The organism is Chitinophaga sp. S165, assembly GCF_003182155.1.
In the GTDB taxonomy this organism is placed as follows: domain Bacteria; phylum Bacteroidota; class Bacteroidia; order Chitinophagales; family Chitinophagaceae; genus Chitinophaga.
The window spans coordinates 1,418,302-1,442,528 of record NZ_QGTG01000001.1 but is presented as its reverse complement, the minus strand read 5'-3'; the positions used below and the strand labels follow the sequence as shown (position 1 = coordinate 1,442,528).

At 44.7% G+C, this 24,227-nt stretch carries 25 protein-coding genes; 19 read left to right on the top strand and 6 right to left on the bottom strand.

The features are described 5' to 3' along the window. The 18 genes from C7475_RS05250 (at window position 1) to C7475_RS05165 (ending at window position 19,266) form a co-directional block, all read left to right on the top strand. Window positions 1–2,457, top strand: a complete 2,457-nt coding sequence (locus tag C7475_RS05250) for an ATP-dependent Clp protease ATP-binding subunit (RefSeq protein ID WP_110052819.1) — start codon at window positions 1–3, stop codon at window positions 2,455–2,457. A 33-nt stretch (window positions 2,458–2,490) separates the two neighbouring features. Next, window positions 2,491–2,937: a hypothetical protein gene (locus tag C7475_RS05245; RefSeq protein ID WP_110051855.1), complete on the top strand. Its 447-nt coding sequence runs from the start codon at window positions 2,491–2,493 to the stop codon at window positions 2,935–2,937. A 36-nt stretch (window positions 2,938–2,973) separates the two neighbouring features. Then, window positions 2,974–4,353, top strand: a complete 1,380-nt coding sequence (locus C7475_RS05240) for a DUF5458 family protein (protein ID WP_110051853.1) — start codon at window positions 2,974–2,976, stop codon at window positions 4,351–4,353. Window positions 4,354–4,393: 40 nt separating this feature from the next. Then, window positions 4,394–4,786 carry a type VI secretion system tube protein TssD gene (tssD, locus tag C7475_RS05235; protein ID WP_110051851.1) on the top strand — a complete coding sequence of 131 codons (393 nt, stop codon included), beginning with the start codon at window positions 4,394–4,396 and terminating at the stop codon, window positions 4,784–4,786. A gap of 88 nt (window positions 4,787–4,874) precedes the next feature. Further along, on the top strand, window positions 4,875–5,309 hold the full coding sequence (locus C7475_RS05230; protein WP_110051848.1) for a GPW/gp25 family protein: 435 nt from the start codon (window positions 4,875–4,877) through the stop codon (window positions 5,307–5,309). A 23-nt stretch (window positions 5,310–5,332) separates the two neighbouring features. Then, window positions 5,333–7,204, top strand: a complete 1,872-nt coding sequence (locus C7475_RS05225; protein ID WP_110051846.1) for a type VI secretion system baseplate subunit TssF — start codon at window positions 5,333–5,335, stop codon at window positions 7,202–7,204. Further along, window positions 7,201–8,142 (top strand): type VI secretion system baseplate subunit TssG, encoded by a 942-nt coding sequence (locus C7475_RS05220; RefSeq protein ID WP_110051843.1) that lies wholly within the window; start codon window positions 7,201–7,203, stop codon window positions 8,140–8,142. The genes C7475_RS05225 and C7475_RS05220 overlap by 4 nt, the downstream gene beginning before the upstream one ends. Before the next feature lie 29 nt (window positions 8,143–8,171). Then, window positions 8,172–9,065: a TssN family type VI secretion system protein gene (locus tag C7475_RS05215; protein WP_110051840.1), complete on the top strand. Its 894-nt coding sequence runs from the start codon at window positions 8,172–8,174 to the stop codon at window positions 9,063–9,065. Between the two features lie 18 nt (window positions 9,066–9,083). Next, window positions 9,084–10,235 carry a hypothetical protein gene (locus C7475_RS05210; RefSeq protein ID WP_110051837.1) on the top strand — a complete coding sequence of 384 codons (1,152 nt, stop codon included), beginning with the start codon at window positions 9,084–9,086 and terminating at the stop codon, window positions 10,233–10,235. A gap of 73 nt (window positions 10,236–10,308) precedes the next feature. After that, on the top strand, window positions 10,309–10,956 hold the full coding sequence (locus C7475_RS05205) for a hypothetical protein (RefSeq protein WP_146217475.1): 648 nt from the start codon (window positions 10,309–10,311) through the stop codon (window positions 10,954–10,956). Between the two features lie 7 nt (window positions 10,957–10,963). Then, on the top strand, window positions 10,964–12,763 hold the full coding sequence (locus tag C7475_RS05200; protein ID WP_110051832.1) for a type VI secretion system Vgr family protein: 1,800 nt from the start codon (window positions 10,964–10,966) through the stop codon (window positions 12,761–12,763). A 3-nt stretch (window positions 12,764–12,766) separates the two neighbouring features. Continuing rightward, window positions 12,767–13,570 carry a hypothetical protein gene (locus C7475_RS05195; RefSeq protein ID WP_110051830.1) on the top strand — a complete coding sequence of 268 codons (804 nt, stop codon included), beginning with the start codon at window positions 12,767–12,769 and terminating at the stop codon, window positions 13,568–13,570. Next, window positions 13,571–14,746 carry a Hint domain-containing protein gene (locus C7475_RS05190; protein WP_110051828.1) on the top strand — a complete coding sequence of 392 codons (1,176 nt, stop codon included), beginning with the start codon at window positions 13,571–13,573 and terminating at the stop codon, window positions 14,744–14,746. An 18-nt stretch (window positions 14,747–14,764) separates the two neighbouring features. Then, window positions 14,765–15,286 (top strand): hypothetical protein, encoded by a 522-nt coding sequence (locus C7475_RS05185; protein WP_110051825.1) that lies wholly within the window; start codon window positions 14,765–14,767, stop codon window positions 15,284–15,286. Window positions 15,287–15,325: 39 nt separating this feature from the next. Continuing rightward, window positions 15,326–15,976 (top strand): YdcF family protein, encoded by a 651-nt coding sequence (locus tag C7475_RS05180; protein ID WP_110051823.1) that lies wholly within the window; start codon window positions 15,326–15,328, stop codon window positions 15,974–15,976. Window positions 15,977–16,214: 238 nt separating this feature from the next. Further along, the gene (locus tag C7475_RS05175; RefSeq protein ID WP_110051821.1) at window positions 16,215–17,354 is read left to right on the top strand and encodes an L-dopachrome tautomerase-related protein; all 1,140 of its coding nucleotides are present in this window, start codon (window positions 16,215–16,217) and stop codon (window positions 17,352–17,354) included. A 37-nt stretch (window positions 17,355–17,391) separates the two neighbouring features. Continuing rightward, window positions 17,392–18,333: an NADP-dependent oxidoreductase gene (locus C7475_RS05170; RefSeq protein ID WP_110051819.1), complete on the top strand. Its 942-nt coding sequence runs from the start codon at window positions 17,392–17,394 to the stop codon at window positions 18,331–18,333. 93 nt (window positions 18,334–18,426) lie between these two features. Further along, entirely contained in the window at window positions 18,427–19,266 is an 840-nt protein-coding gene (locus C7475_RS05165; RefSeq protein WP_110051817.1) for an AraC family transcriptional regulator, read from the top strand. Between the two features lie 48 nt (window positions 19,267–19,314). Here C7475_RS05165 and C7475_RS05160 read toward each other — a convergent pair whose 3' ends face one another. Next, window positions 19,315–20,208 (bottom strand): DUF3626 domain-containing protein, encoded by an 894-nt coding sequence (locus C7475_RS05160; RefSeq protein WP_110051815.1) that lies wholly within the window; start codon window positions 20,206–20,208, stop codon window positions 19,315–19,317. 263 nt (window positions 20,209–20,471) lie between these two features. On the opposite strand from C7475_RS05160, the gene C7475_RS05155 reads away from it, so the two are divergent. Next, on the top strand, window positions 20,472–21,095 hold the full coding sequence (locus C7475_RS05155; protein WP_110051812.1) for a DUF4142 domain-containing protein: 624 nt from the start codon (window positions 20,472–20,474) through the stop codon (window positions 21,093–21,095). A 178-nt stretch (window positions 21,096–21,273) separates the two neighbouring features. Here C7475_RS05155 and C7475_RS05150 read toward each other — a convergent pair whose 3' ends face one another. From C7475_RS05150 to C7475_RS05130, 5 genes are all read right to left on the bottom strand, one after another. Then, window positions 21,274–21,480 carry a hypothetical protein gene (locus tag C7475_RS05150; RefSeq protein WP_110051810.1) on the bottom strand — a complete coding sequence of 69 codons (207 nt, stop codon included), beginning with the start codon at window positions 21,478–21,480 and terminating at the stop codon, window positions 21,274–21,276. Window positions 21,481–21,540: 60 nt separating this feature from the next. Further along, complete coding sequence (locus tag C7475_RS05145; protein WP_146217474.1) at window positions 21,541–22,104, bottom strand: hypothetical protein; 564 nt, start codon at window positions 22,102–22,104, stop codon at window positions 21,541–21,543. 793 nt (window positions 22,105–22,897) lie between these two features. Next, window positions 22,898–23,275, bottom strand: a complete 378-nt coding sequence (locus C7475_RS05140; RefSeq protein ID WP_110051805.1) for a DoxX family protein — start codon at window positions 23,273–23,275, stop codon at window positions 22,898–22,900. A 69-nt stretch (window positions 23,276–23,344) separates the two neighbouring features. After that, window positions 23,345–23,848, bottom strand: a complete 504-nt coding sequence (locus C7475_RS05135) for an SRPBCC domain-containing protein (RefSeq protein ID WP_110051803.1) — start codon at window positions 23,846–23,848, stop codon at window positions 23,345–23,347. Continuing rightward, a complete protein-coding gene (locus C7475_RS05130) occupies window positions 23,845–24,165 on the bottom strand; it encodes a helix-turn-helix transcriptional regulator (protein WP_110051800.1) in 321 nt (106 codons plus the stop codon). Before C7475_RS05130 ends, C7475_RS05135 begins: the two co-directional genes overlap by 4 nt. Window positions 24,166–24,227 lie beyond the last annotated feature (62 nt).

Genomic DNA, 24,227 nt, shown 5'->3' with positions numbered 1-24,227 from the left:
ATGAACGTTTCAAATATCAGTGAACCGGTAAAACTGGCTGTCAGGATCGCTCAGTCGCTGGCAAGAGAATACCACAATGCGGAGTTTGGACCTGCACATCTTTTAAAAGGATTGATGCATAAAGAAACAGGCGTAGCTGGTTTCCTTGCAGCTATCAATAAAGATGCAGAATACATTGCAGAATGGGCGGAAGTAAGGATAGAAGAACTGGAAAAGCAGGGAGCTATCAGCGAAGAGATCAAAGGTGACCGCGCAGTGGTCCGTGTGTTTGAAGAAGCTGATAACATCAGAATAAAACTGGGACTTGATCTGATTATGCCGGTATGTGTACTGGCAGTACTTTCCAGGCCGGGAACGGCTTTCAGTGCAGAGCAGCTAAGATCATTTCCGCTGAAGGAAGAGGAAATATTAACGCTGTATGTCAGTGACCGGGATGTTCAGAAAGTGGTAGCATCGGCGGATGCACAAACGCCCGGTACTGGCGCAGCGCTCTTCAAATATTGCACGGACAGGATTGCACTGGCCCGCGACGGAAAAACAGATCCTATCATTGGCCGTGACAGGGAAAGCAGGATGATGATGGAGATCCTTTGCAGAAGGACCAAGCCCAATGTGATCATCACCGGCGAGGCCGGAGTAGGTAAGACCGCTCTTGTAGATGGTTTTGCGCAGGATATCCTGTCCGGTAACGTACCCGAACTGCTGAAAGGAACGCAGTTATTCGAACTGGACCTGGGCGCACTGATTGCAGGAGCCTCGTACAAAGGTGAGATAGAAGACCGGCTGAAGAACATCCTCCGGGAAATAAAACAATACGGTAAGGCCATCCTGTTTATCGATGAGATCCATACGCTTATTGATAGCAAGGGACCTGTAGGAGGTGGTGTGGGCAACCTGCTGAAGCCTGAATTGGCAAGAGGAGAGATCACCGTGATAGGAGCAACGACACTAGACGAATACCGTAAGCTGATAGAACCGGAACAGGCTTTCAGCAGAAGGTTCGAAGTATTACCGATCGGTGAACCGGGAGAAGCCGCCGCTATTAAAATGCTGGAACGCCTGAGCGCTCACTATGAGTCTCATCATCAGCTGAACATTCAGCCGGGCGTGATCACCGATTGCGTAAGGCTGGCTAAAAGATACATGAAAGACCGTCGGTTGCCCGACTCCGCTTTCGACCTGCTGGACCGTACACTTGCAGCCATCAGGTTGATGAACGATACCTCTGCCAGGGTGCTCGACGAACTGAGTGCTGCGTTCAATGCCTTACAGGCGGAACCCGGAACGATCACTGACGATTATAAATGGCTGTACAGCCAACTGCATGATAAAGTAAGTCCTGTACTGCTCGGACAGTTACAGGATGAAACACAGGGTACTGCTCTTGAAACAACGGAAGAGTTCCAGGAGTATCTGGCAAGGACGCTGGGCAACTTACACCTGCTGGCACTGGAAAAGAAAGGAGAAGTGAGCACGCACGAGATAGCGGCGGTGGTCTCCTACAAGACAGGTATCCCTTTAGGCAAAATACAGGCCGGTGAGAAGGAGAAATTGCTCCATATGGAGGAATACCTTAAAAGGAGGGTGATAGGCCAGGATCACGCCTTAAAAGTGGTAGCAGATGCCATCCTGGAATCGAGGAGCGGGTTAAACAAAAAAGGACAGCCAATGGGATCATTCTTTTTACTCGGTCCTACGGGTACCGGGAAGACAGAACTGGCCAAATCCATCGCCGAATTCCTCTTCAACGACGAAAAGGCCATGATCCGCTTTGATATGTCAGAATTTAAAGAAGAGCATTCTGCTGCTCTGTTGTATGGCGCTCCTCCGGGATACGTCGGTTACGAAGAAGGCGGTTTGCTCGTCAACAAGATCAGGCAGCAGCCATACTCCGTTCTGCTGTTTGACGAGATCGAAAAAGCACACCCTTCGGTATTCGATACGTTCCTCCAGATTCTCGATGAAGGGCACATGCACGACAGGTTAGGTAAAGAAGGCGACTTCTCCAATTGCCTGATCCTCTTCACGTCCAACATCGGCAGTGAGCATATTGCTCAACGCGTGAACAAAGGTGAAGCACCGACATCACAGGAACTGCTGGAAATTATGTCCCCTCACTTCAGGCCTGAGTTCTTAGCCCGCCTGTCGGAGATCATTCCTTTTGCACCCATCACTGAGCAGAACGTCGTGCGCATATTTGAGATCCAGCTGAGAAGTCTGGTAGATGCACTCAGCAAACAGGGCATCCGTTTGCAGGTGCATGAAGATGCAGCACGTATGCTGGCCCTGGGTGGTTTCAATCCCAAGTATGGCGCCCGCCAGCTTTCTGGTGTGATCCGTAATGAATTAAGAAGACCTATCTCCCGGTACATCATCTCCGGTGAAGTAAAAAAGGGACAGCTGATATGGGTCTGTAAACATGCAGACGAGGAACGCCTGCACTGGGTCATCGATTAAATCAAGTTTTTATAACCACTAAACCAGCATACTATGTTCAACTACGAAATAGGCGGTAACGAAAGAAAGATAGATACCTCAGAAGCTTTCGCTGACATTGCCCACAATAAGACACTCTTCGTTCAGAAGCTGACAGACAATGAACCACTGAGACCTGAAAAAGTAGAAGGTCTGAAAACAGTACAGGAAGTATTTAATCACTACAAGCCAAACGTGGAGGTGGAATTTGAAAGGTACGATGGCTCCAATATTAATGAAACGTTGCAGTTCAATAACCTGGGCGACTTCTCTGTAAAGAACATGACGGCTCAAAGTCAGTATCTGCATAATGTCAGCATAGAGAGAGACATGTCAATGAGTGTGATCAAACAGTTAAAATCAAATAAGACATTAAAGACCACACTCGACAATGCGGAGACCAGGAACGCATTTATCAATGCGTTGAAAGGGTTCGTTGCGGAACTGGAAGAAAAGAGATAACCGGCACCTGCGTGCTTCATCATTAAACTAAACATTATGGCAACTCAGGAAAAAGAACAGGCGGCCGGTACTACCGGGTTTAAACCTGCTGAAAAAGAAATGAATGAACAGCTTTCCCTTGCGGATAGTATCGGAAAGCTGGCCCGTGTAGGTGGTATTGATCTGCTGGAAACAGCTATCGACGGACTACAGAACCTCAATCCCGAAAGAAAAGCCAGGAAACAGATCTTCCTGACCGGCGATGAGAAACGGAAGGAAAGAGAAGAACTGAAGAAGAAGATCCAGCTGTGGCTGGACATTCTGGAAGACACCGACTCCGTTGCTGCGATGATCGATAAGAGTTCGGCTAAACTCATTGCAGCTGAAGATAATCTGAATAAGAACATTGGCCTCGCATTAAAAGCGACCCGGCAGCTGGAACAGTCTTACCGTTCCGTGAACCTGTTCTATCAGAATACGGAAGCTGATAAACTGAAGAACGTCGTGCTGCTGAATGCTGCGCCTGAACAGATCCAGGACCTCGACAATCCCAGGTTCATTGAATATGTAGCCGATGAACTGAAACAGAAGTACGACAGGCTTGACCTCCGAGAGAACTATTCCCTGCTGGTCATCCCGGGATATATGGGATCAAATAAGGTAGTAGAGAAATGGTCTGCTATCGCCCACAGGAATAAGGCAATGCTGATCACAGACTTTGCTGATCTGGACCATCCGGACGATGTGATCGATCTGTTCACGGAAGCTAACCTGACCGGTGGTGATGCTTATCGCTCTAACGTGATCATGACCTGCAACTGGCTTATAGGCCGTGGAAAGGTACAGGAAGTGGGAGAGCAGGACGATCTTACCGTACCGGGTTCCGCAGCGCTGGCAGGAAAGATGTATAGCACTCTTATGTCGCAGGTGACCGCCGGTAAGAAACACGGTTCCATGAACGATGTAGATGGCGTTAAGTTCGAACTGAAGAAGAGCGAGATCTCACACCTGGAACGCCTGGGGCTTGTACCGATGGTGAACGAATATGGTAAGGTAATGGCCTTCTCCGCAAAGACATTATTCAACGGCGATAATATAGGCTTACAGACTTATTCAGTAGTGCGTGTGTTTGACTATGTGACCAAAGTATTATTCGATTTCCTCAACCGCCGCGCATTCGAAAACTGGAACACGAAGACAGAAAAGGACCTGCGCGGTCAGATAGTGAAGTTCCTCGACAAGATACAGGGACCAGACCGCCTGATCGAACATTTCAAGATCATGCGTTTTGAAAGGGATGAAGTGCAGAAAGATATGATCCACCTCGACATTCATATTACTCCTTACTTCCCTGCTAAAAGCTTCGTGGTAAAACTGGACGGCTACAAAGGCGAAGACGAAGCAACCACCTGGAGCTCTGAGTACGCACAGCAATAGTTAATCAATTATTTATTCAATCATTTAAAAATATAGAGTTATGGCATTCAAAGCAACCTTAACATTCTCAGGAAAACAGTATGACGTATTACAATGCTCTTATTCCATGTATCGCGATGTGGACATGAAAGGCAGACCAACTTCCGGTGTGTACGGTGGTAAGATCGATATTGAAGTGGAATCCAATCAGGACACTTCCATCATTGAAAGTATGGTGAACAACCAGTTCAAGGCGGTTAACGGAAGCCTGACCATCAAAAAGCAGGATGAGGATGCAAAAATGAAAGAGATCACTTTCTCAGATGCTTATATCGTGAGTTTTTCAGAAGGCATGAACGCTTATAGCGACAGTCCGATGACCGTTAATTTTCAGATCTCGGCCCGTCAGATAAAAATGGGTAACGCCGATCACGAGAACGATTGGCCTAAATAGAAAGCACACTCCTTTTGTCATGGAAACAAAAGTGCCTGCGGCACAAGACGGTACGCAGGCACTCTTTGCAAACTTTTAATCGTTGAACATGTCCGGTCAGTTATATAACAAACCTTTCAGGCTGAAGAACATCCTGGCAGATAAAGAACTGGAAGTAACAGGCTCCGGAAGGTCTATTTCCCAGCACATTGAACTGATCATTTTCACCCGGTATGGAGAGCACCGGCATAACAGCAGTTTCGGTTGTGAAATATGGGATCTCGATTTTGAACTGATAGTGAGTGAACGCATATGGGAAGAAAAGTTCAGGCAATCGCTGCTCCGTTCAGTGACCACATATGAGCCGCGTTTGTACCAGGTGGAAGTAGATGTGAACATGAGTGAGGTAGAGCAGCTGTTCTTCGGTAGAAATGTATCGGAGATCAAAAAGAAAGTAGAGATCAGTGTGACTGGTATTATACAGGCTACAGGAGAACATTATGCTTTTAATACGTCGCTTTTTCTAAGCCCGCTTTGTAGTTAGGAACGTAACCCGCAGTAAAGAACATGAACGATATATTTTATTCTTCGAAAGACGAGATCAGGAACAGGGTATTGAAAAATGCACAGGACTACTGGGGCATAAAGAATACCGCCGACTTTGACCCATTGGTAAAATTGCTGATAGAGGCGCTGAGTACAGAATTGTTCAATATCTCCAATGAAGTGGACAATCTGCAGAACCGTATGGTAGATAAACTATCCGGTATACTAGCTCCCGATACGCTGATCTCCGCCGTTCCTGCTCATGCGGTGCTGCATGCCCGCCCTATAGAAGCAACAGAAATAATTGATGAAAAGGAACAGTTCTTTTATGGTAAACGGTTGACCGGAAAAGAAGGAGATAGTAGAGAAGCGACAGCAGATATCTTCTTTAGTCCGTTACAACCGGTAAAGATCTTCGATGCGGCTGTTACACATATGGCGACAGGCGGGAACCTGTTCCAGATAGATGATCAGCAGCATAAGCTACTGGTAGCTCAATCTAAAAACAGTCAGCAACTGGAGAGGAATGCCGTTTATCTTGGTCTTAGTATTTCTTCTGACATCACTTCACTTGATGGACTAAACGTCTATTTCGATTGGAAGAGTTATAAGGTTGACAAACAGACGTATGATCTGCTTTCTTTCGCAGAATGGTCCATCGACGACATACACCTGGATGTATCGCAGGATAGCGTCTACGACGTACCAGGGCAACAGTCAGTATCGCCTTTTTATGAGCATAATATACTTAACCTGGTAACCCGTGATGTATATGCCTTTTACAGGAACAGGCTTTTTACCCTGCAAACGAATAACCTGCTTCCGGCTGCTCATCTGCAATTGTATCCTCCGGTATTTGAAACAGTCTTTCCTGCCAGTAACCTGGAAGGCCTGAAGGGACCTTTACTGTGGATCAAGATAGTAGTGCCGGTCACTATTACCCAATCTATCCTGAATGAACTGTCTGTTGTAATAAATGCTTTTCCCATTGTGAATAAAAGAAGGCATGACCTCAAACACCGCCTGAAAATGATGAACGACATCATCCCCTTGCGACTGTCAGATCAGGACCAGTTCCTGTGTGTGCAAACGTTAAAGGACAATGCCGGTAATCATTATACAGAGATCCCACAGGGTTATGAGGAAGATAGAAGCGCTGGTTTGTTCTCCGTGCGTTACGGCGGTGCCGAACGTTTTGATAAACGGAATGCAAGAGAGATACTGGATTATCTGTTTGAGCTATTGCGTGATGAAAAGGCCGCATTCGCAGCATATGGATCTGATTTTCTGAATACGGCACTGAAGGAATTGGAGCAGAACATTTCCATGATAGCACAGAAAACAACGAGGCAGCTGAATAGCATAAGGGAACTACTCAGCTACATAGTATTCAAACCTCTTGAGGATGCTGATATCATGTTTCTCGAGTTCTGGACTACGAATGCAGAACTGGGAAATAATATCAGAACCGGTAGCCGCCTGCTACCCTTTGAAAGTACCCGCATAGCCGCGGATAGCTTGTTCCTGCTTAGCTCTACGCAAGGCGGCCGCTCCAGGCTAAATGCGGTGAACAGGGTAAGGGCATATAAATACGGACTTACAACCGGCGACAGGGTAGTTACACATATGGATATTGTCAACTTCTGTTACTGGGAGTTCGGTAGCAATATCACGGATGTAAAGATCAAAAAGGGGCTGATGAATTCGATGCATCCTAAAGAAGGATTTGTCAGAACAGTGGACGTGATGCTGACACCTGCGCCGGGTAATGGATTGAAACCGGAAGAGTGGCAGTCTTTATTGGAACTGGCACATTCTAAACTCAGCTCGCGTAGTATCATGAACCTGCATTACAGGTTATTGCTGACATCAGGAAATAACAGTGTTATATGAAAGGGACGGAACTAAATCTACAGAATGATCTTCATGCAGATTTCAAGGCGACTACTAAAGTGGCAGAGTTGCTGGAGAACGGAGATATCAGTAAAGAAAGTGTCGCTATCATTCCGGCAGGACCTGCACGGAGCGCCTATGCAAAAGATATCAGCGGATATTCGGCTTACTATTCAGAAAACCTGCTGAAAGATCGCCTGATCATTGAAGTGAACAGGGAAGGTTTGTATGACATGTTACCCGAAGGATTGTTTCATGGTGCTCCGGCCAGAAGCGCTGGCTTATCCGAACTGGAGATGATAGCCGACGTGCAACTCCGACGCACGGAAGAAAGGGACGCCAGAAGGTTCTTTATGCCTTTTGAGGCGGAACTGAATCATATGCGGACACTGCTGGCCTGGTACGAAAACAGGCTGGATAAGAAGACTACCTACAACGACCTGTCAATGATATTTGGCGCAGAGTGGAAAGAGTTTGATATGCTGGACAATGATCAGCGTATCATCTGGATGCACCTGCTGCCGGTAATACAACAAAAACGGAACGACACAGACTTCATGGGTAAACTGCTTTCCGTTCTTTTCAACATTCCGGTGAACGTTACACTTAATCCTGCTGCTGTTGTGCAGGTCTGTGTCGATGAAAGCATGCGTTGTAAAATGGGGAATGGTGCATTAGGGTCAGATGCTGTAATTGGGAACAGCTTTACAACTGAAGGGGAGGAGATCAATATAAAGATCGGTCCCGCTGATGCTGATAGGTTACTGGCTTTTCTACCTGGTAGTCATCAGGCACAACTTATTGAAACGGTTACAGCCTACCTGGTGCCGGTAGAAACGAATGTCAGGGTAGAACTGATCACCAGCGAAGAGAACAGGATCGGGGCATTAGGCGCAGGCAGCGCTAACGCTGTTCTCGGATTTACGGTTTACCTATAACAGATGGGCATTGCTTAAAATTTATATCAATGGATGTACAACAATTTTTTCTAAGATACCTCCTGCTGCCGGTCATCGCAGTGATATCGGCAACAGTGATGGCAGTAGTTAATAAGAAGAATAAATTCGTCAGTAACAAAAGGCTGATCATCATAGTACTGGTCCTGGCGCTTGTATTGGCTATACCTGGGCTAATGGGCTTCCTCGGTCTTGACTATATGCCCTGGGGATATATCATTAGTCAGATCTATTTCTTATCTGTAGGCAGTGCGTTGGTTTACCTGTTAACGAAATACTATGCTAACGAATTATTGAACAGAAAAGTGTTTGTGTCGGCTGCCATGCTCATTGCCGGTCTGCTGGGCTTTTACTTATATCAAACCATCTTTAATGCACTCAGTTCTATTCGCATAGGCGGATGGGCCGCCACCAGTTCTTTCAGCTTCCTCGTTCCATTACTCTTCTGGTGGGCGTATGTTGCGTTGTTAAGCATTCCGTCGGAAATATATAAGATCTGGCAACATCCGGTAGTAGCCCTGGAGCTGGATATGGAACACCTGGATTTTAACAGGATGCTTGTACTTGAACTGGAAGTGTATAAAAATACCAATGACCAGGAGCCCATTAAAGTAAAGGTAAAGGCGCCTGCAAATATGCTGTTCGGTAACTGGTTCTACAAATTCATTGAAGATTATAACATCAAGTTCCCTAAAAGCCCGGTATCATATATGGCGACAGACACTATACCCTTCAAGTGGATCTTTTTCATTAAGACCTCTTTTTTCAGAAAGAATACTTTCATTGATCCTGATCTCACTATTCTGAAGAACGGCATATCCGAAAAAGTGACCATCTACGCCAAAAGAGTATCTGAAAATATAACAAAGCCGGTACCGGCAGGGGACGAATCCATTTTTATTTAAACGTAAATACTATTACCAATGATCGCACCGCTTAAATATACACCAGTGAACTGGACGGACGGCATGAAACTGTCCAGCGCTCATTTCGTTGCTACCGACCAGTATAGCCAGGACCTTGTGAGAGATGCCAGGTCTTTGTTACTGACGAATTACAACTACGGATTACTACCTCCTTTTGCAGGACAGCGTACATCGCATGATATAGAAGTGATTGAAAAGGCTACTAACCATGTGGAAATAAAAGTGCGGCTTTGCAACGCCATAACAGCAGAAGGCTGCCGGATCGATATTGACGGATCGGCCGATTATGCCAGCCAGCTTTCTTTCAGCCATTATTTCAATGAGAACAGCGACGGAAGAAGTATTGTTTACAATATCATTCTTGCTGTCAATCCTTTTGAAAGAGTGCCATCAGGACAACTGGATCCGGAAGATAATCCGCCGCGATATCCTGATGTGTCAAAAGGCTACCGCATTTTCCTGTTGCCTGCAGCTGGTATGGCGCCTAAGACTACCGAGGGCTACAGCCTGGTAATAGGACAGTTGTTACTGACTAATGGTAAGATCGTTGTTAATAACAGCTATATTCCGCCAAGCAGCAGCATTATCAGTCATTCTTCACTTATACGATATTATGAGCAATTCAGTGTACAGATGAACGATCTGCAGCTGGCAGCTTTTACTATCATCGATAAGACGATGGGGAAAGAGGCCATTACCATATTGGGAAAGAATATCCGTCTGATCTCGGAAAAGATGCTGGATTATCTGGCACAGGTATTCTTCAGTTACCGTAACCTGGGGTATCAGCAATCGCCCATTTATCTGGCAGGCTGTTTTTCAAATCTGGCGCATGTATTCTTCACAGGCATCAAACATATAGAGGCAAAGGAACGGGAGGAAATGCTGAAGTATTTCTATGAATGGCGGGACGTTACACCGGGCAACTTCGAAGAGCTGCTGGCCCGTACGATCGAACTGATATATGATCACCAGGACATTTATGCTGCAATGTCGCTTATCGATGAATTCCTGAAAGTGATCACCGCATTGTGGAAGAAGCTGGCTACACTGGAATACATCGGTCAACGGAAAGAGAACATTGTAGTCGCGGAACAGCAGATCGTACAGCAGGTACAGGCTAAAAGGACATGGACATTACTGGATTAGTAAATATTTGAATGAACACTTTCTGGCGTATAGCTGGTAAACAGATAAACGAAATACAACTAAAAAAGCGACTATGGCACAATATGGAAATACGCCACAAGGTAGACTTGATGATAAACGGAGGTATAGTGAATATATGAGAATTATAAGGGACTCAATTGGAAGAGATGAGAGAAAGCTGGTAGATAGCCGTGCTTTTACGACAGAAAGGTTTACGAATGATGTTGTTTTCTTTTTTGAATATGCTCATTCCGTAGGGGCTTCTTCATATGAAAACACGAGACATTGGTACAGGGCGATGCCTACAAATGAATATAATTATCTGAAGCTGCATAATCAGCTGGATTGTCAGTTCTATGGAGGTATTGCATCCAACTATACATATAGTAAAGACGGCTATCTGACTAATAACGGTCCTAATACGCATCTGGTGGAATTTTCGGTGGGAATGGACGGAGATAAATTTGTGAAACTGATCCACGAAGAAACGAAACGTTTGCAGGGAAACAGGTGGAGGTTCAATGAACTTAAGCCGGAAGACGGTGCGCTAAGCATTGGTCTTGGCAGGACGGGGCACTACAAAGGCGCAGCCGGGACAGTCTTTAATGATCTGCTTTCAGCCCGTAAGATCACATGGCGGCTATGTTGTTTCCGGCATAGGCTGGACGAGCGCACAAAACAGCAAATCAGACAGTGGAAAGAAGAAAACGCAATAAGCTGAAACAATTATGGATATCCAGTTACTCCGCGATATCAATATAAGCGGAAAAAAGATAGCATATATCATCTCGTTTGAGTTGCAGCAGCAATTTAACGCCCATCATTATTTCGAACTGAAGTTCAATCATGATGTACTGGGAACGCCGGGTTTGATATCACTCGACGATAGCAGGGACTTTGTAGGGAAAACACTTACAGCTTCATTTGGCCGTCCGGATGGTAAGCTCCAGAAGTTTGCCGGTGTGGTAACGAAGATCGACCTGGAACAAAGTCACGGTTATCATGGCGTCATCACTGCCAGCGGATATAGTCCTACAATATTGATTGAGCGGGGGCCTGACCTGGGTTCTTATTATAATAAGACCCTTAGCGCTATTGCAACGCTGGCTACGAATGATACGCCCGCGAACGATCTGCGCATGGTTATTAAGCCCGACCGTAAGAAGCCCGTCGACTATATCATGCAATACCAGGAAAGTGATTTTGAGTTCCTGAACCGCCTGAGTGCCGAATATTACGAATGGTTCTTCTATGATGGGGAACGTCTCAATTTTGGTAAGCCCGACACACAAACAGAAGTTACTGTAGTGTATGGCAGGGATATTCAAAGTCTGCAGTATGGTATTGAAGTAGCGCCGGTAAACAGTAACAGGTTTGCTTACAACCCGCAGCTCGACGAGATGATACAGAGCAAAGGAAGTAATAGTGCCTCCGGCCGGCCAGACCTTGCGCATGCGTCGAAAGCATCTGGTGCTACCTATAGCAAGGTGTTTAATCAACCCTCGCTGGTAAGAGTGGAAAACAGTGCGGAGCTGAAGGTACTGACCGACAATGAAGGCAAGGCAGACGCGGGACAGCTTTTAAAAATAAGCGGCACGAGCGATAATCCGGAAGTTGGTATTGGTAAGGTCATCAACGTATCCATGAGTGTAAAACAGGGAAATAGTTTTGTTACCAAAAGCCTGGGTAAGTTTTTAATTACTTCCGTGTTTCATTCCATAGATAGTGATGGTGCTTATGTGAATAGATTCGAAGGCATTGTGTCAACAACAGAGCGTATCCCTTTCCGCAATTACAGGCGCCCTGGTCCTGATATGTTACTGGCAACAGTATTTGATAATGCTGATCCGCTGGGGCAGGGAAGGGTAAGGGTGAAATTCAAATGGCTCTGCGAGACCAACGATCCTACCGAGTGGCTGCGCGTGGTAACTCCTGATGCAGGCAGCAGTACAAAGGTTTTAAAGAACAGGGGATTTGTTTTTATACCGGAGAAAGGAGACCAGGTAGTGATTGGGTTTGAAGACGGAAACATTGCCCGGCCTATCGTCATGGGCAGTGTCTTCCACGGAAAAAATGGCATTGGTGGAAGCACTAACAACGATCAGAAAAGTCTGACCACTAAAAGCGGTCATACAATTAGTATGGACGATAGCGGAGGCATTCTGCTGAAAGATAAAACTGATCTGAACTTTATAGCCATAGACGGCAGAAATGCTGTTACAGTAAATACGGATAATAAGATAACGCTGCAGACAGGCAATGTTATGATCATCATGGACAAGGAGCAGGATAAGATCATCATACAGGCAAAGAATATAGAGATCCGTGCGGCAGACGATTTCAAGCTGACGGGCAATGGCGCTCCCACTACTCACGGCAGTATGGAGTTTGGAACAAAGCTACAGATCTCTTCTAAGAATGACTTGTCGCTCGTAGGTGAAACTACTGCAGGATTAAACGGAAAGACAGTTTCGATAGCAGGCAGCAGTACGATCATAGAAGGAAGTCCCGTAAAAATAAATTCATAAGAGATGGAGCAGAAAGAAAGGAAGTATCAACTTACCGTTAAAGGGAATGTAAAAATGCTGACGATGATGGACAGCTTTGCCACCGTCGGCATTTATGAACTGCAGTGGAACGGACAGAACGCCAGTCGCCCGGAATTGCAGGAATACGTACTGGAAGAAAAGGAAGTAAGGCTAACCGAATATTTCGATCCGAACACTTACCAGCTCATAGAATACGTGAATAAACTGGCAAGGATCTATAACAGGCAGCACATCTGCATCAATAAAGATGGGCAGATAAAAGGCCTGCTCAATCTACCGGAAATAAAAGGCAAATGGGATGCCGTTAAAAAAGAGCTGATGCAGGTAAATCCGATTGCCGCATTTGAGATCATCCGGCATAAGGACCGTGAGCTGGACGCGCCGGTAGAAGTGATCGAAAATCTCGCGAATACCCACTTCATGCAGTTGTTCCTGTATGACTGGGGCATCAGGCCGGGTGGAACGGAAACAACGCGGCGGCAGATAGTCAGGGACCGTATGGGAATAGGGTTCTTCGTGCCGGTTGTACAAACCTTCGGCACCACGCAACAGCCGGATGGATATAGCGTGCAAGTGGAGGCGATACTGGACGGCGGCGGCCGTATCGATAAAGGTATGATCACATTGGTGACCGGACAGCAGGAACTGGACATTAAACATTATACACGGGCCAGTTTCCAGCATGATGGCAATGGCGTGCTGTTATCAGCGGATATGACGGTATTCGAGCAACTAACGAACGATTGCCGGTCAGATCTCTATTTACACCTTGAAAGCATTTCATAGATGGAACAACAGTGGTTGACAGAAAAACATTACCTCGTATGTCCTAAAGGGGCTATGTTCAAACAGATGAAGGTGATCAGCCAACAACGGGTATCTTTCAGCGGGCATCTGGCAGCAACAGCAGCCGATACGATGATAGGCAATGCCTTTATGTGTATGGGCAACCTGGCAGTTACTGCCCCTCCCGTGTCTGAAATACAGTCTAAAGCAGTGGCGGTAATGGCTTCTCCGGGAGTGGGTTTACCCCGCATGGGAATATCTCCTGGTCTGCTTCTTTTTGCCAGTGGTGTAGGTTTGGCGAAATGTAACCTGAGTGCTGCGGCCAGGTTGTGGGTAGGAGCGTCTACTAATCTGCTCATAGGAGGTAAGCCTGCATTGGTGGTAGGAGAAAGTACGATGCTTTGTCCGCCGGAAGCGGCTATTATCGAAGCCAAAGAAACCTTCTGGCAGGCGATGACTGCTACCAGTTACAATAACCTGGGGAATATTGCCGGTTTTGCCTTCAACATGCTGGCGGGGCGTGGTCTGGGTACAATGAGCAGTGGCCGCAAGGGCGCGCCAGTTATGTTTGATCCGTCCTCGTTGTATGGTAGTATGAGTGTGATGAGCCGCAGCGTAAATGGTTCATCTGTCTTCTCTGGTCCTGCAGATGCAACCTGGAACAGTGTTGAAAAGAAGAACAGCGAAAGGCTGCAGGCCAGCGGTACAGAGATGACCCTTGCTATTTTTGCGGCCAAAGGAGCCACGCTAACCTGTTTCCCGGCTGGTACCCCTGTACATACCAATAATGGGTTATTGCCCATTGAAACGGTCACAAAAGACGTGTTACTGTGGACGGTTGATGAAGCAAGCGGAGAACGGCAGCTGAAACCGATCAAAGAGCTGCACCGGCGTACCACGTTGACCATGATGGTCATTGAACTGGACAACGGGACAATATTTGAAGTAACACCCGACCATCGCTTTATGGTAGAAGGGAATTGGGTGGAAGCCAAAGACCTGCAACCCTGGGATGAACTTGAGAACATTACCGGCGGCCGGGAAGTAATAAAAGAGATCGGCCTGATCACACGAAGTGCTGTGGTTTACAACTTCTCTGTATGTGACAATGAGAACTATTTTGTTACTACGGATGGCATTCTGGTACACAATGCATCCTACACCGCTGATTTCTGATAATTAAATCTGATTGACATGAAACCTGTAAACGAAAAAGAATTAAAAAGATCATATATCGTTTTTGGCGTGAGCTTCATTGTGCTGGCAGCCTTTTCTATTATGTGCCTGTCGTTTTTTTTCGGCACGCAAAGATATGAGCGGCAGTTGCTGCAGGAGCGTGCTGACCTGGCCGACCAGGTGCTTGCAAAAAGAAGGGATATCAATACGCAGTTCGATCTGATCATATCAAAACTCAATGACCTGTCCCGTTTTACACAGATCAATCCGGAAGAAATGGATAACCAGGCGATCATGCTGCAGAATGTTCAGGATGCAGTTTTTAAAGTAAATGAAATACTGAAACAACAGCAGCTGCATACACCGAGTTTTCAGCTTTATCAGAAGATGTCAGATGATGTGTCGCAAATGGCAGGTATACAGGATTCCCTATTCAGCACCCGGTTTCAGCTGGAGAGCATGAAAGCGCAGCTGGATGCCTGTCTAAGGGTGAACCGTTCTGCAGGCGATAAGCTGAGCCTGGGTTTATTCAGACACTAAGTGGTTGGATATTAAAAGTAGAATTGGTATTATTACACTATGCAATCAGAAGACAGGAATTTTCAACTCGCCCAGAAAATATGGAATTACCTTTGTCTGAATGACGAGGTGAAGCAGGCGGACTGTATGCTCGTATTAGGCAGTCATGATGTGAGTGTGGCCGAAAGGGCTGCGGATATCTACCTGGAAGGGCTAACGCCCCTGATTGTCTTCTCAGGCGGTTTCGGGTACCTGACGCAGGACCTCTGGAACGTAAGTGAAGCCGAAACATTTGCGGAAATAGCTATCAAAAGAGGCGTACCGGAATCGGCCATCCTGATAGAGAATAAGTCGACCAACACAGGCGAAAACGTCGTGTTCAGCATGCAGTTACTGAAAGAACGTAATATAACCCCGTCAAGTTTCATACTGGTCCACAAGCCGTATATGGAACGGCGCACGTTTGCTACTTTCAGGAATTATCATAAAGAAGTGCCTATATCGGTTACATCTCCGCAAATATCAATGACCGATTATTTCTCCAGTGTAGATATATCCTACGAGACCTTTCTCAGTACACTGGTGGGTGACTTATACAGGATAAAGACATATAGCAGCAAAGGATTTCAGATCCCCCAGGAAATTCCGGAGGATGTATGGGATGCCTGTAATGAGCTTATAGCTTTAGGGTTTGATAAGCGTATCAACTAATCGAAAGTAATTTACTCTTCTATCCTGATTTGAGGTATTCTTTCGTGAATGCTGCGATTGCATGTATATTGATTATTAGGTAGTGCCTCAACCTACCACTATCCTTGAAATTTACATTTCTTACCCGCATAAATACTCTTCCCCGGGAATAATTTATAGGAATTTTGACCTGTCAATACAACCAGATGGCCGGTTGTATGTTGAATGATCAGTCATTGCCACTCTAAAAAAAGATATTATGCGTAAACAGACTATTACAATAATGATCGCTGCGGGTCTTTTCTTCGCGGCCTGCGCGAACAATAGTAAGCAAGAGAAAGCTACAAATAATGATACAACGGCCGAAGTTTCCAGGGTAGATTCTTCAGGGCTTGAGGTGGTATTTGCCGATAGCACTTACCAGCTTACAGGGGTAGCCGTAACAGCAGATGGAAGAGTGTTCGCCAATTATCCTTATTGGCTGGACAAACATTCATATTCTGTTGTAGAAGTTAAAAACGGCAAGCCTGTTCCTTATCCTGATGAAACATGGAACAGCTTTAAAAAGGGAGAAGATGGGCAGAATAAGTTCGTCTGTGTGCAGGCGGTTGTAGCCGATGATAAAGGTTTCCTATGGATAGTGGATGCCGCTGGTATCGGTCTTGGAAAGGTCTACGGTAAAAGTAACAAGCTGGTGAAAATCAAACTGGCTGCCAATAAGATCGAGCGTATTTACAGATTCCCTGAATCCGTAGCAGGAGAGGATAGTTATATCAATGATATCCGCATTGACAATACCACTGGTTATGCATATATGACCAGTTCCTCTAATGGCGGGATTGTTGTAGTGAATATCAATACTGGCGATTCCCGTATGGTGCTTCATGGTACACCTTCTGTGCTGTCAGATACTGCGTATCACTTTACCCAGAACGGAAAGGAACTGGCAGGCGCTGACGGTCATGCGGTAAAGGTGAATTCCGATGGGATTGCATTATCACCCGATAAGGCATGGTTGTACTATAAACCGCTGACAGATGATAAGTTGTACCGTATCAGTACGCGTTTGCTACAGGATTTTAAAACAGCTGAAAAGGTAATTGCAGACAGCGTGCAGGATCTGGGGCATTTCATTACTACAGATGGTATGGAGTTCGATAAAGCCGGTAACCTTTACCTGGGAGATCTCGAACATTACAGCATTGTAAAAATAACACCAGACCTAAAGATGCAGACGCTGGTAACAGATACTAACAGGCTGGTATGGCCGGATAGCTATAGTATTTCGGATGATGGCTATTTGTACATATCCACCTCTCAGATCCAGCAGATGCCCTGGTTTAACAATAACCAGAACCTGACAAAATATCCTTATTACATATACAGACTGAAGATCTGAAAATATTAAGTCATTCATAAATTGAAACTTATTACACATGAAAGCGATTATCATCAACGATTTCGGAGGAACAGACAAACTACAATACACAGAGCTTCCAGAACCGGCAATAAAGGAAAATGAAGTGCTGGTAAAGGTGAATGCGATTGCCATTAATCCGGTAGATGTTAAGACGAGAGCGGGAAAAGGCGTTGCGGGGCGTATTAAGAATGAAATGCCGATCATATTAGGTTGGGATATCTCTGGTGTTGTGACGGCGACAGGTAGTGATGTGAAGGAGTTTTCGGTAGGAGATGAGGTGTTCGGAATGGTTAACTTTCCTGGTCATGGCAAGGCTTATGCGGAGTATGTGGCGGCGCCTGCATCACATCTGGCTAAAAAGCCGGCTAACGTGACACATCAACAGGCGGCAGCAACAACATTGGCAGCATTGACGGCCTACCAGGCTTTATTTCAACAGGCAGCATTGCAAAAGGGGCAGCGGGTACTGGTACATGCCGCGGCAGGAGGTGTAGGTCATTTTGTGGTGCAGCTGGCAAAACATATAGGAGCACATGTAATAGGTACATCTTCCGCCGGTAACAGGGACTTTGTGATGGAACTGGGTGCGGACGAACATGTTGATTACAAGAACCAGTTATTTGAAGAAGTAGTAAAAGATGTTGACCTGGTATTTGACGGAGTGGGGGGAGATATGGTGAGACGATCTATCCAGGTCGTGAAACCGGGAGGTAAGATCATTAGTATTCCGACCGGTGTTCCGGCAGAGGTTGTTGACGCAGCAAAAGAAAACGGGGTTAATGCCTTTTTCTTCCTGGTACAATCAAATGGGACTGATATGGCAGCGCTGGCCGACCTGTTGGAAAGAGGGATTATCAGGCCATATGTCAACCATTTCGATTTTTCCCAGATGGACCTTGCCCACCAACAGCAGGAGACAGGTAGTACCAGGGGACGTATTGTATTGACACTTCCCTAAGAAAGAGGTTCAGTAATAGCCGTTTTTGTATTAATTTGATCGCTGATTCAGGATCTGGTATCCGAAGGTTTTTAACATAATCAGGAATTGCCAATGCAGGTAGAGAATTCGGTTCAGCCATTTTTCATTAGCCGGGAAGAGTTGCAGGAGTGGACGCTGCGTCCGCACAAGCACAATTTTTTTGAGCTGGTTTATATAGAGTCCGGCAGGGGCAAGCAGTGTATCAATCATAGCCTGATCCCTTATCAGCAGGACAATATTTACTTACTGCCGCCTTATGATTGTCACTCGTTCGAGATCGCAGAACCCACCACATTCATTTTTATCCGGTTCAATGGTTTGTTCTTCAGAAAAGATAGCATGCAGATGATGGACTATACGGAATGGTTCCAGAACCTGCACTATATACTGAGCAGCTATAACAGGCAGCCGGGGGATATCATACATAGTAGTTCCGACAAGAACATGCTCGTTCACCTCATAAAAGGTATTTATGATGAGTATACGAATAAGCGGGAGCAGTCAGATTCTATTATCCGGGGACATATGTTTGCCCTGCTCAATATCCTGCGGCGTAATTTTGAGCAGACCTTCAGGAATGATCATCCGGTGGGAGATAAGCAGGTAAGTGATATGCTGCAATATATCCAGTTTAATCTGTTCAACAATGACAAATTGAGGGTCGAATCGATAGCCAGTGAATTTCACCTGTCTACAACCTATGTGAGCGAATATTTTAAGAAGAAGACAGGGGAAAGCCTGAAGGAATACATTCTTAAATCCAGGGTGAACGTAGCACAAAGCCGTTTGGAGAATTCGGATCAGAGTGCGAAAGAGATCGCCTATGAGCTGGGCTTTACAGATGCCAGCCATATGTCGAAGGCGATCAGGAAATATTATCCCGGAGATGGTTGCAGTACACAAACGACATAATAGATCAATGGTCTGCTGGTTTGAATATCCGGCAGACCATTGATTATATTAATGATATATTAGCCGGATGTTGTGTGTATTTGAAAAATGTTCAAGTGAAGACTTTACATGGTTCGTATCAGTGCCCAGTACTGAGATATCAAAGTTAGAGATACAGATCCTTTTTATATCCCTGCTGAATACAACATCTGTATGCAGCTGTGCCTCGATATAATCTTTACGCGGCAGGCCTGTTACTGCTGCACCGGTTGCGGCGGTGTGAAGCGCCCGTAACATTCTTTCCTCCATGTACAATATAATTCTGTGCATGTCGAAATAATTAGCTACCATATCGGCAGAATTATTCGCCTCATTGGCCTTAAAAGAGTCTCCGGGGAAAAATGTACTATTATGTTTTATATAGTCTTTCAGTACAAAGAATGATTCCCCATAACCCGGTGCAGGGCCATCGGCCAAGTTGGCGAAGTTAAGCGCTCCATATTTGGGCCGTATACCGGGTTTAAAGAACGGATTATTGTTTCTGCTGCCAAAGAGCCTCATCCTGGTCGTTGTTCCAATTGGAGGCGTTATATTGCCGCCAGAGCCACGGCGAATATTCGAATAATTGAACAGCCTTTCTTCTACATTGTTCCTGGTAGCAAGGTAATCGTCGGAATCCTTGTCTCTGTCCCAGGTATTGAGAAACCTGGTGCCTTCAACCGGTTTGGAGAAGAAATCTTTAATTCTGAAATTAATAGCGAGGTCTGCATTCTGCAGATGATTAACCATACTTCTGTATACCGTTGTTACCTGTGGTGCCGGTATGTTAAGTGTTTCCATAATACGAAAGCAGGCCAATGCTTCATCGCTGGTGGAACTATGACCGATCTCACGCGCTATTAACGACGCAGCTTCGGTAGCAGCCAGCCTCGCAAGGATTTCTTGTTTTTCCTGGGATGTCATATGATATTCTTTTAGCAGATCCGATGACCATGCCGTTATGTGCGGGGGAACGGACGGGCATGGGCAATTTAATGGTTCATTGTCTTAATGGTTAAGCGTCGTATTCAAAAGTAGCTTTTCGTTCAGTGAGTGACAATCCCCTAATCCGGTTATATACAGCCATTCTTTTAGATATCTGGATTTGAATATATGTATTGTATATAGTAGACGGTATTATAATAGTTTCCGTGGCATAAAGTTTGAGCGTTTTTATAAAAAAGACCATGAAAAAAATTCTCAGATTGTATTCGGGTCTTATACTTCTCTCCCTTCTTCTCTGCTGTAACAGTAGCACTCCTGACAGCGTCAAAAGTGCAAAAGAAGTAAATGCTAAAAGAATAGATACGGAGGCTCCTCCCGGAGACTCGATGGCTGTTCCATTGTCAAAAGACGATGCTGATTTTCTTGTGAACGCGGCCAGTGACAGGATATTGGGAAAACAACTAGGCCAGATGGCTGTTGACAGATCAGACAATCAAAAGGTAAAAGACCTGGGTGCAATGATCGTGAAGGATCTGGGTGAAAGTGAAGAAAAACTAAAGGAGCTGGCAGCTAAAAAGAATGTGATACTGCCAACTGATGTATCGAATAAGGAACAAAAGCGAAGAGAGGATCTGATGAAAAAGAAGGGAATTGAATTTGACCGGTCCTATGTAGATATAACGGTGAATGATTACAACAAAGACATCAGGGATTATGGAAGAGCAGCAAAATTTGCAACAGATCCGGAGGTGAAATCTTTCGCAGCCGGTAGTTTAGCTTTATTATATACTCACCTGGATTCTGCGAGGAACCTTCAGAAGGTAATGAAAAAGAAGATCGATATTAACACAGCGCTGCCGAAGTAGGTTTTTGTTAAGGTGATATGGTCCTATTGTCCTATTGTGTTATTTATTGGCAAGTACCGGTCCGTAGGTCCTGGATATTCTAAGTATCATCTAAGCTTTTATCAATTTAACAGGAAGGTTCTCAATTTTGAGAACCTTCTTGTTAAATTGATTTTACTATGTATGAAAAAGCGATCGTTTATGATTGCTTATATTTTTTCCTTATCCTTTTAAGTTCGCTGTCAAAAGTATCGAGAGCCCATTTCTTTTTCTGTTCCCAGTTCAGGCCTTTAGGCATAATGAGTTCTGGATTGGGATCGTGTTCAGATACGATAGCCGGTACGTGATAAATTCCCTCGGCATCCATGTTCTGTTTTATCAATTCAATAAGTTCTTGTCTTGTCATAAATTTTGTTTTTAAGGCTGGTAATGAATTTGGTTTCTTTATATAACGTGGATGTGTATACTATAAATGTAAATTAAGATATATTCTGGAAAGAGAGACCACTTCCTCATAAAACGTATGTTTTTTTGATGCGTCTAAGAGTAGTTCTTCTGATGCAATTGATTTGCTTTCTACATTCAATACGCCTATTACTCTTTTTTTAATTCCATTAACATCTTTATCTGTCAATACTAACGGACAGGAAGCCGCAATGACGATATCTTTAGTGACTTTTTTTTGTTCATCATTTAGTCCGGTGCTATCTGCTTCGGTTGTCTCTTGAAGTGAAAATCCACCCTTAATGTTTCCCCAGCTAGTTTCGTTTCCTTCCCGGAAGGCCAGGCCAGATAAGCCCTGGTTAATGGTCATTCTAAAATTGGGCGGTTTGCAATAACTGCCATGGTCCCAGATAACTTTTAGTATTTTCCCGTACAGCGAAAATTTTCGTCCATTGCGGGATAACCATGAAAATGCAGAATTTTCTTTTACAGGCTCTATGTAATAACAAAATCTGGTTTCGGCTAACATTATATTGAAATTCAAATCGAATTTCCCGTCATAATCCTCATTTATTTTGGCAGCCATAAAATTGATGAATTCCCATTTTTTTCGTGCCTGACTCTCATATAATTTCAGTGGCGACCAAAATGAATAATAGTATATAAAAACGGTAGCGAGAATAACAAAATAGTCGAGCCATATTCCTAAATTGGGATGTATTGATTTCAACTTTTCACAGAAATCGGGCATCCTCATAGCTGTTAGCAGCATTGTAATCAATGGTGCCAGAAAATAAGTAATAAACTTTCTGATTCGATGAGTCATTTTCTTGATAGCGGATAGTTAGGTGAACAAATTTAAAAGATCAGTTACCACAATAAATGCGTTCTCTAATCATCTCATGGTTAACCGGTATTAACGAGATAATTATTTAAAATGGTCGGTAAGAACTAAGTATTATGGTCGGCTAACAATATCCATGCAGACGAAAGTATAGGTATTTGCTGCACGAATTGTAAGAGGTCACGAAGTAATAAAATCTTTTTTTGCCAAAGCGTTAATTCCATGTTAATGAAATATTTTTTCATTGCCTCTTGTCCGTTAGGCAGTTCAGGCCTGTTTCTATTTCATGGAATAGGGGAACAGCGCCTGTTCGGAAGTTGCCGTATTATACGGAGTATATAGACGCTCAGATGGAAGGAGAGGATGTAGAGGTTAAATTTCAGGACCCCGAGTATACCAATGTTATTACGCTGGTTGTTAAAAGAGCGGGAAGGGAACTTTACGAAAAGATCCCAGCTGGAAAACAATGACTATATAAATACCGTCTTACAACTTCCTGATTCAAAAGGAAGTTGTAAGACAGTATAATAACCTGTTATCTTACCATTGGAAGATATTTCTCACGATTCTCGATGATCACCCAGATGTTTATTGCAAATAATACAAGCGCAATAGGTAATCCGGAAGGAGCGAGGATGATGTGTGTCAAAACGATCCCGACCATAACCGGGAAGATAATGATTGCACCCAGGGCCCTGTATTTGTTAGTGATAAAAAGTATACCGCCAACAATTTCAGCAACTGCGATCAGCGGCATCAGCCAGACGATTGTCATAAACGCCTCCATTACCTTTACCATGTTTTCAGGTATGTCTTTTGGGGGCGGCATGTAGTTGAAAAATTTGTTTAATCCTGAATGAATGAACATCAGTCCGAATAGTAGACTGACTACAAATAGAATTTTTTTCTTCATAGTTTTTCTGTTTTCGTAACGTGTTGCCCAGGCAGGCCTGGCATTGGTCTGAGAGTAGTCTAATTTAGCCTATTTTTTTAATGATGGCAACAATTCGTCCAATCCTTCCATTGCCATTGCCAATCCTTCCTTGAAGCCCATCTGGATAGTTGTTTCGAGTTGAGCGAGGTCGTCATAGGAAATATGGATCTGCACAAGTGTTTTCTGTCCTTTATCGATAAAAGTGACTTCCCATTTGGATTGTGGCATGTCTTTGTTCACCTTTCCTTCTGCATCGGCAAAGGCGTCAAGGCCGGTAAATGTTTTCCGGGGCTCGATCTTCTGATAATTGGCCAGTGCCCAATGTTCTTCGCCTTCTGGTCCTACCATGGCATAGTGCCAGGATCCGCCCTCCCTGAAGTCCATGCTCTTGGTCCTGGCCTTCCAGGGTTTTGGCGCCCACCATTGGTCCAGGAGTTCACTTTTGGTATAAGCTTCCCATACCAGTGCAACTTCTGCGTCAAACTCCCGTTTTACCGTGATGGTTTTGTTTTCTTTATCAACAGAAAAGTCAAAGGCTAAATTGGCGTTCATTTTTTGTTGTTTTTAAGCGTTAATAATACCTTATCAAGTTCGTTAAAGCGGCTCTCCCATATTTTTTTGAATTGTTCGAGCCACTGGTCGATCTCATTCATTTTATTTCCGTTTAACTGATAATAGATCTCCCTGCCGGATTGTTCCTGTGTGACCAGCTGACATTCCGCAAGTATGCGCAGGTGTTTTGATACCGCCTGCCGGGTTGTGTTGAAATGCTCGGCTATAGCATTTGGGGTCATTGCCTGTGAAGCGATCAGCAATATGATAGCCCTCCTTGTCGGATCGGCAATGGCCTGGAAAATATCTCTTCTCATTTTTCAGATTATTAATCCCGAAACCATTCGGTTGCAAATATATGCAAATAATCGGTTGCGAA

Excerpts from the sequence above, each read along its gene's own strand:
- C7475_RS05170 (WP_110051819.1), top strand. The coding sequence starts at position 17,392 with ATGAAAGCGATTATCATCAACGATTTCGGAGGAACAGACAAACTACAA.
- C7475_RS05195 (WP_110051830.1), top strand. The coding sequence starts at position 12,767 with ATGGAGCAGAAAGAAAGGAAGTATCAACTTACCGTTAAAGGGAATGTA.
- C7475_RS05245 (WP_110051855.1), top strand. The coding sequence starts at position 2,491 with ATGTTCAACTACGAAATAGGCGGTAACGAAAGAAAGATAGATACCTCA.
- C7475_RS05185 (WP_110051825.1), top strand. The coding sequence starts at position 14,765 with ATGAAACCTGTAAACGAAAAAGAATTAAAAAGATCATATATCGTTTTT.
- C7475_RS05150 (WP_110051810.1), bottom strand. The coding sequence starts at position 21,480 with ATGACAAGACAAGAACTTATTGAATTGATAAAACAGAACATGGATGCC.
- C7475_RS05200 (WP_110051832.1), top strand. The coding sequence starts at position 10,964 with ATGGATATCCAGTTACTCCGCGATATCAATATAAGCGGAAAAAAGATA.
- C7475_RS05155 (WP_110051812.1), top strand. The coding sequence starts at position 20,472 with ATGAAAAAAATTCTCAGATTGTATTCGGGTCTTATACTTCTCTCCCTT.
- C7475_RS05205 (WP_146217475.1), top strand. The coding sequence starts at position 10,309 with ATGGCACAATATGGAAATACGCCACAAGGTAGACTTGATGATAAACGG.
- C7475_RS05190 (WP_110051828.1), top strand. The coding sequence starts at position 13,571 with ATGGAACAACAGTGGTTGACAGAAAAACATTACCTCGTATGTCCTAAA.
- C7475_RS05250 (WP_110052819.1), top strand. The coding sequence starts at position 1 with ATGAACGTTTCAAATATCAGTGAACCGGTAAAACTGGCTGTCAGGATC.
- C7475_RS05160 (WP_110051815.1), bottom strand. The coding sequence starts at position 20,208 with ATGACATCCCAGGAAAAACAAGAAATCCTTGCGAGGCTGGCTGCTACC.
- C7475_RS05240 (WP_110051853.1), top strand. The coding sequence starts at position 2,974 with ATGGCAACTCAGGAAAAAGAACAGGCGGCCGGTACTACCGGGTTTAAA.
- C7475_RS05225 (WP_110051846.1), top strand. The coding sequence starts at position 5,333 with ATGAACGATATATTTTATTCTTCGAAAGACGAGATCAGGAACAGGGTA.
- C7475_RS05135 (WP_110051803.1), bottom strand. The coding sequence starts at position 23,848 with ATGAACGCCAATTTAGCCTTTGACTTTTCTGTTGATAAAGAAAACAAA.
- C7475_RS05210 (WP_110051837.1), top strand. The coding sequence starts at position 9,084 with ATGATCGCACCGCTTAAATATACACCAGTGAACTGGACGGACGGCATG.
- C7475_RS05220 (WP_110051843.1), top strand. The coding sequence starts at position 7,201 with ATGAAAGGGACGGAACTAAATCTACAGAATGATCTTCATGCAGATTTC.
- tssD (WP_110051851.1), top strand. The coding sequence starts at position 4,394 with ATGGCATTCAAAGCAACCTTAACATTCTCAGGAAAACAGTATGACGTA.
- C7475_RS05215 (WP_110051840.1), top strand. The coding sequence starts at position 8,172 with ATGGATGTACAACAATTTTTTCTAAGATACCTCCTGCTGCCGGTCATC.
- C7475_RS05165 (WP_110051817.1), top strand. The coding sequence starts at position 18,427 with ATGCAGGTAGAGAATTCGGTTCAGCCATTTTTCATTAGCCGGGAAGAG.
- C7475_RS05145 (WP_146217474.1), bottom strand. The coding sequence starts at position 22,104 with ATGGCTGCCAAAATAAATGAGGATTATGACGGGAAATTCGATTTGAAT.
- C7475_RS05230 (WP_110051848.1), top strand. The coding sequence starts at position 4,875 with ATGTCCGGTCAGTTATATAACAAACCTTTCAGGCTGAAGAACATCCTG.
- C7475_RS05180 (WP_110051823.1), top strand. The coding sequence starts at position 15,326 with ATGCAATCAGAAGACAGGAATTTTCAACTCGCCCAGAAAATATGGAAT.
- C7475_RS05175 (WP_110051821.1), top strand. The coding sequence starts at position 16,215 with ATGCGTAAACAGACTATTACAATAATGATCGCTGCGGGTCTTTTCTTC.
- C7475_RS05140 (WP_110051805.1), bottom strand. The coding sequence starts at position 23,275 with ATGAAGAAAAAAATTCTATTTGTAGTCAGTCTACTATTCGGACTGATG.
- C7475_RS05130 (WP_110051800.1), bottom strand. The coding sequence starts at position 24,165 with ATGAGAAGAGATATTTTCCAGGCCATTGCCGATCCGACAAGGAGGGCT.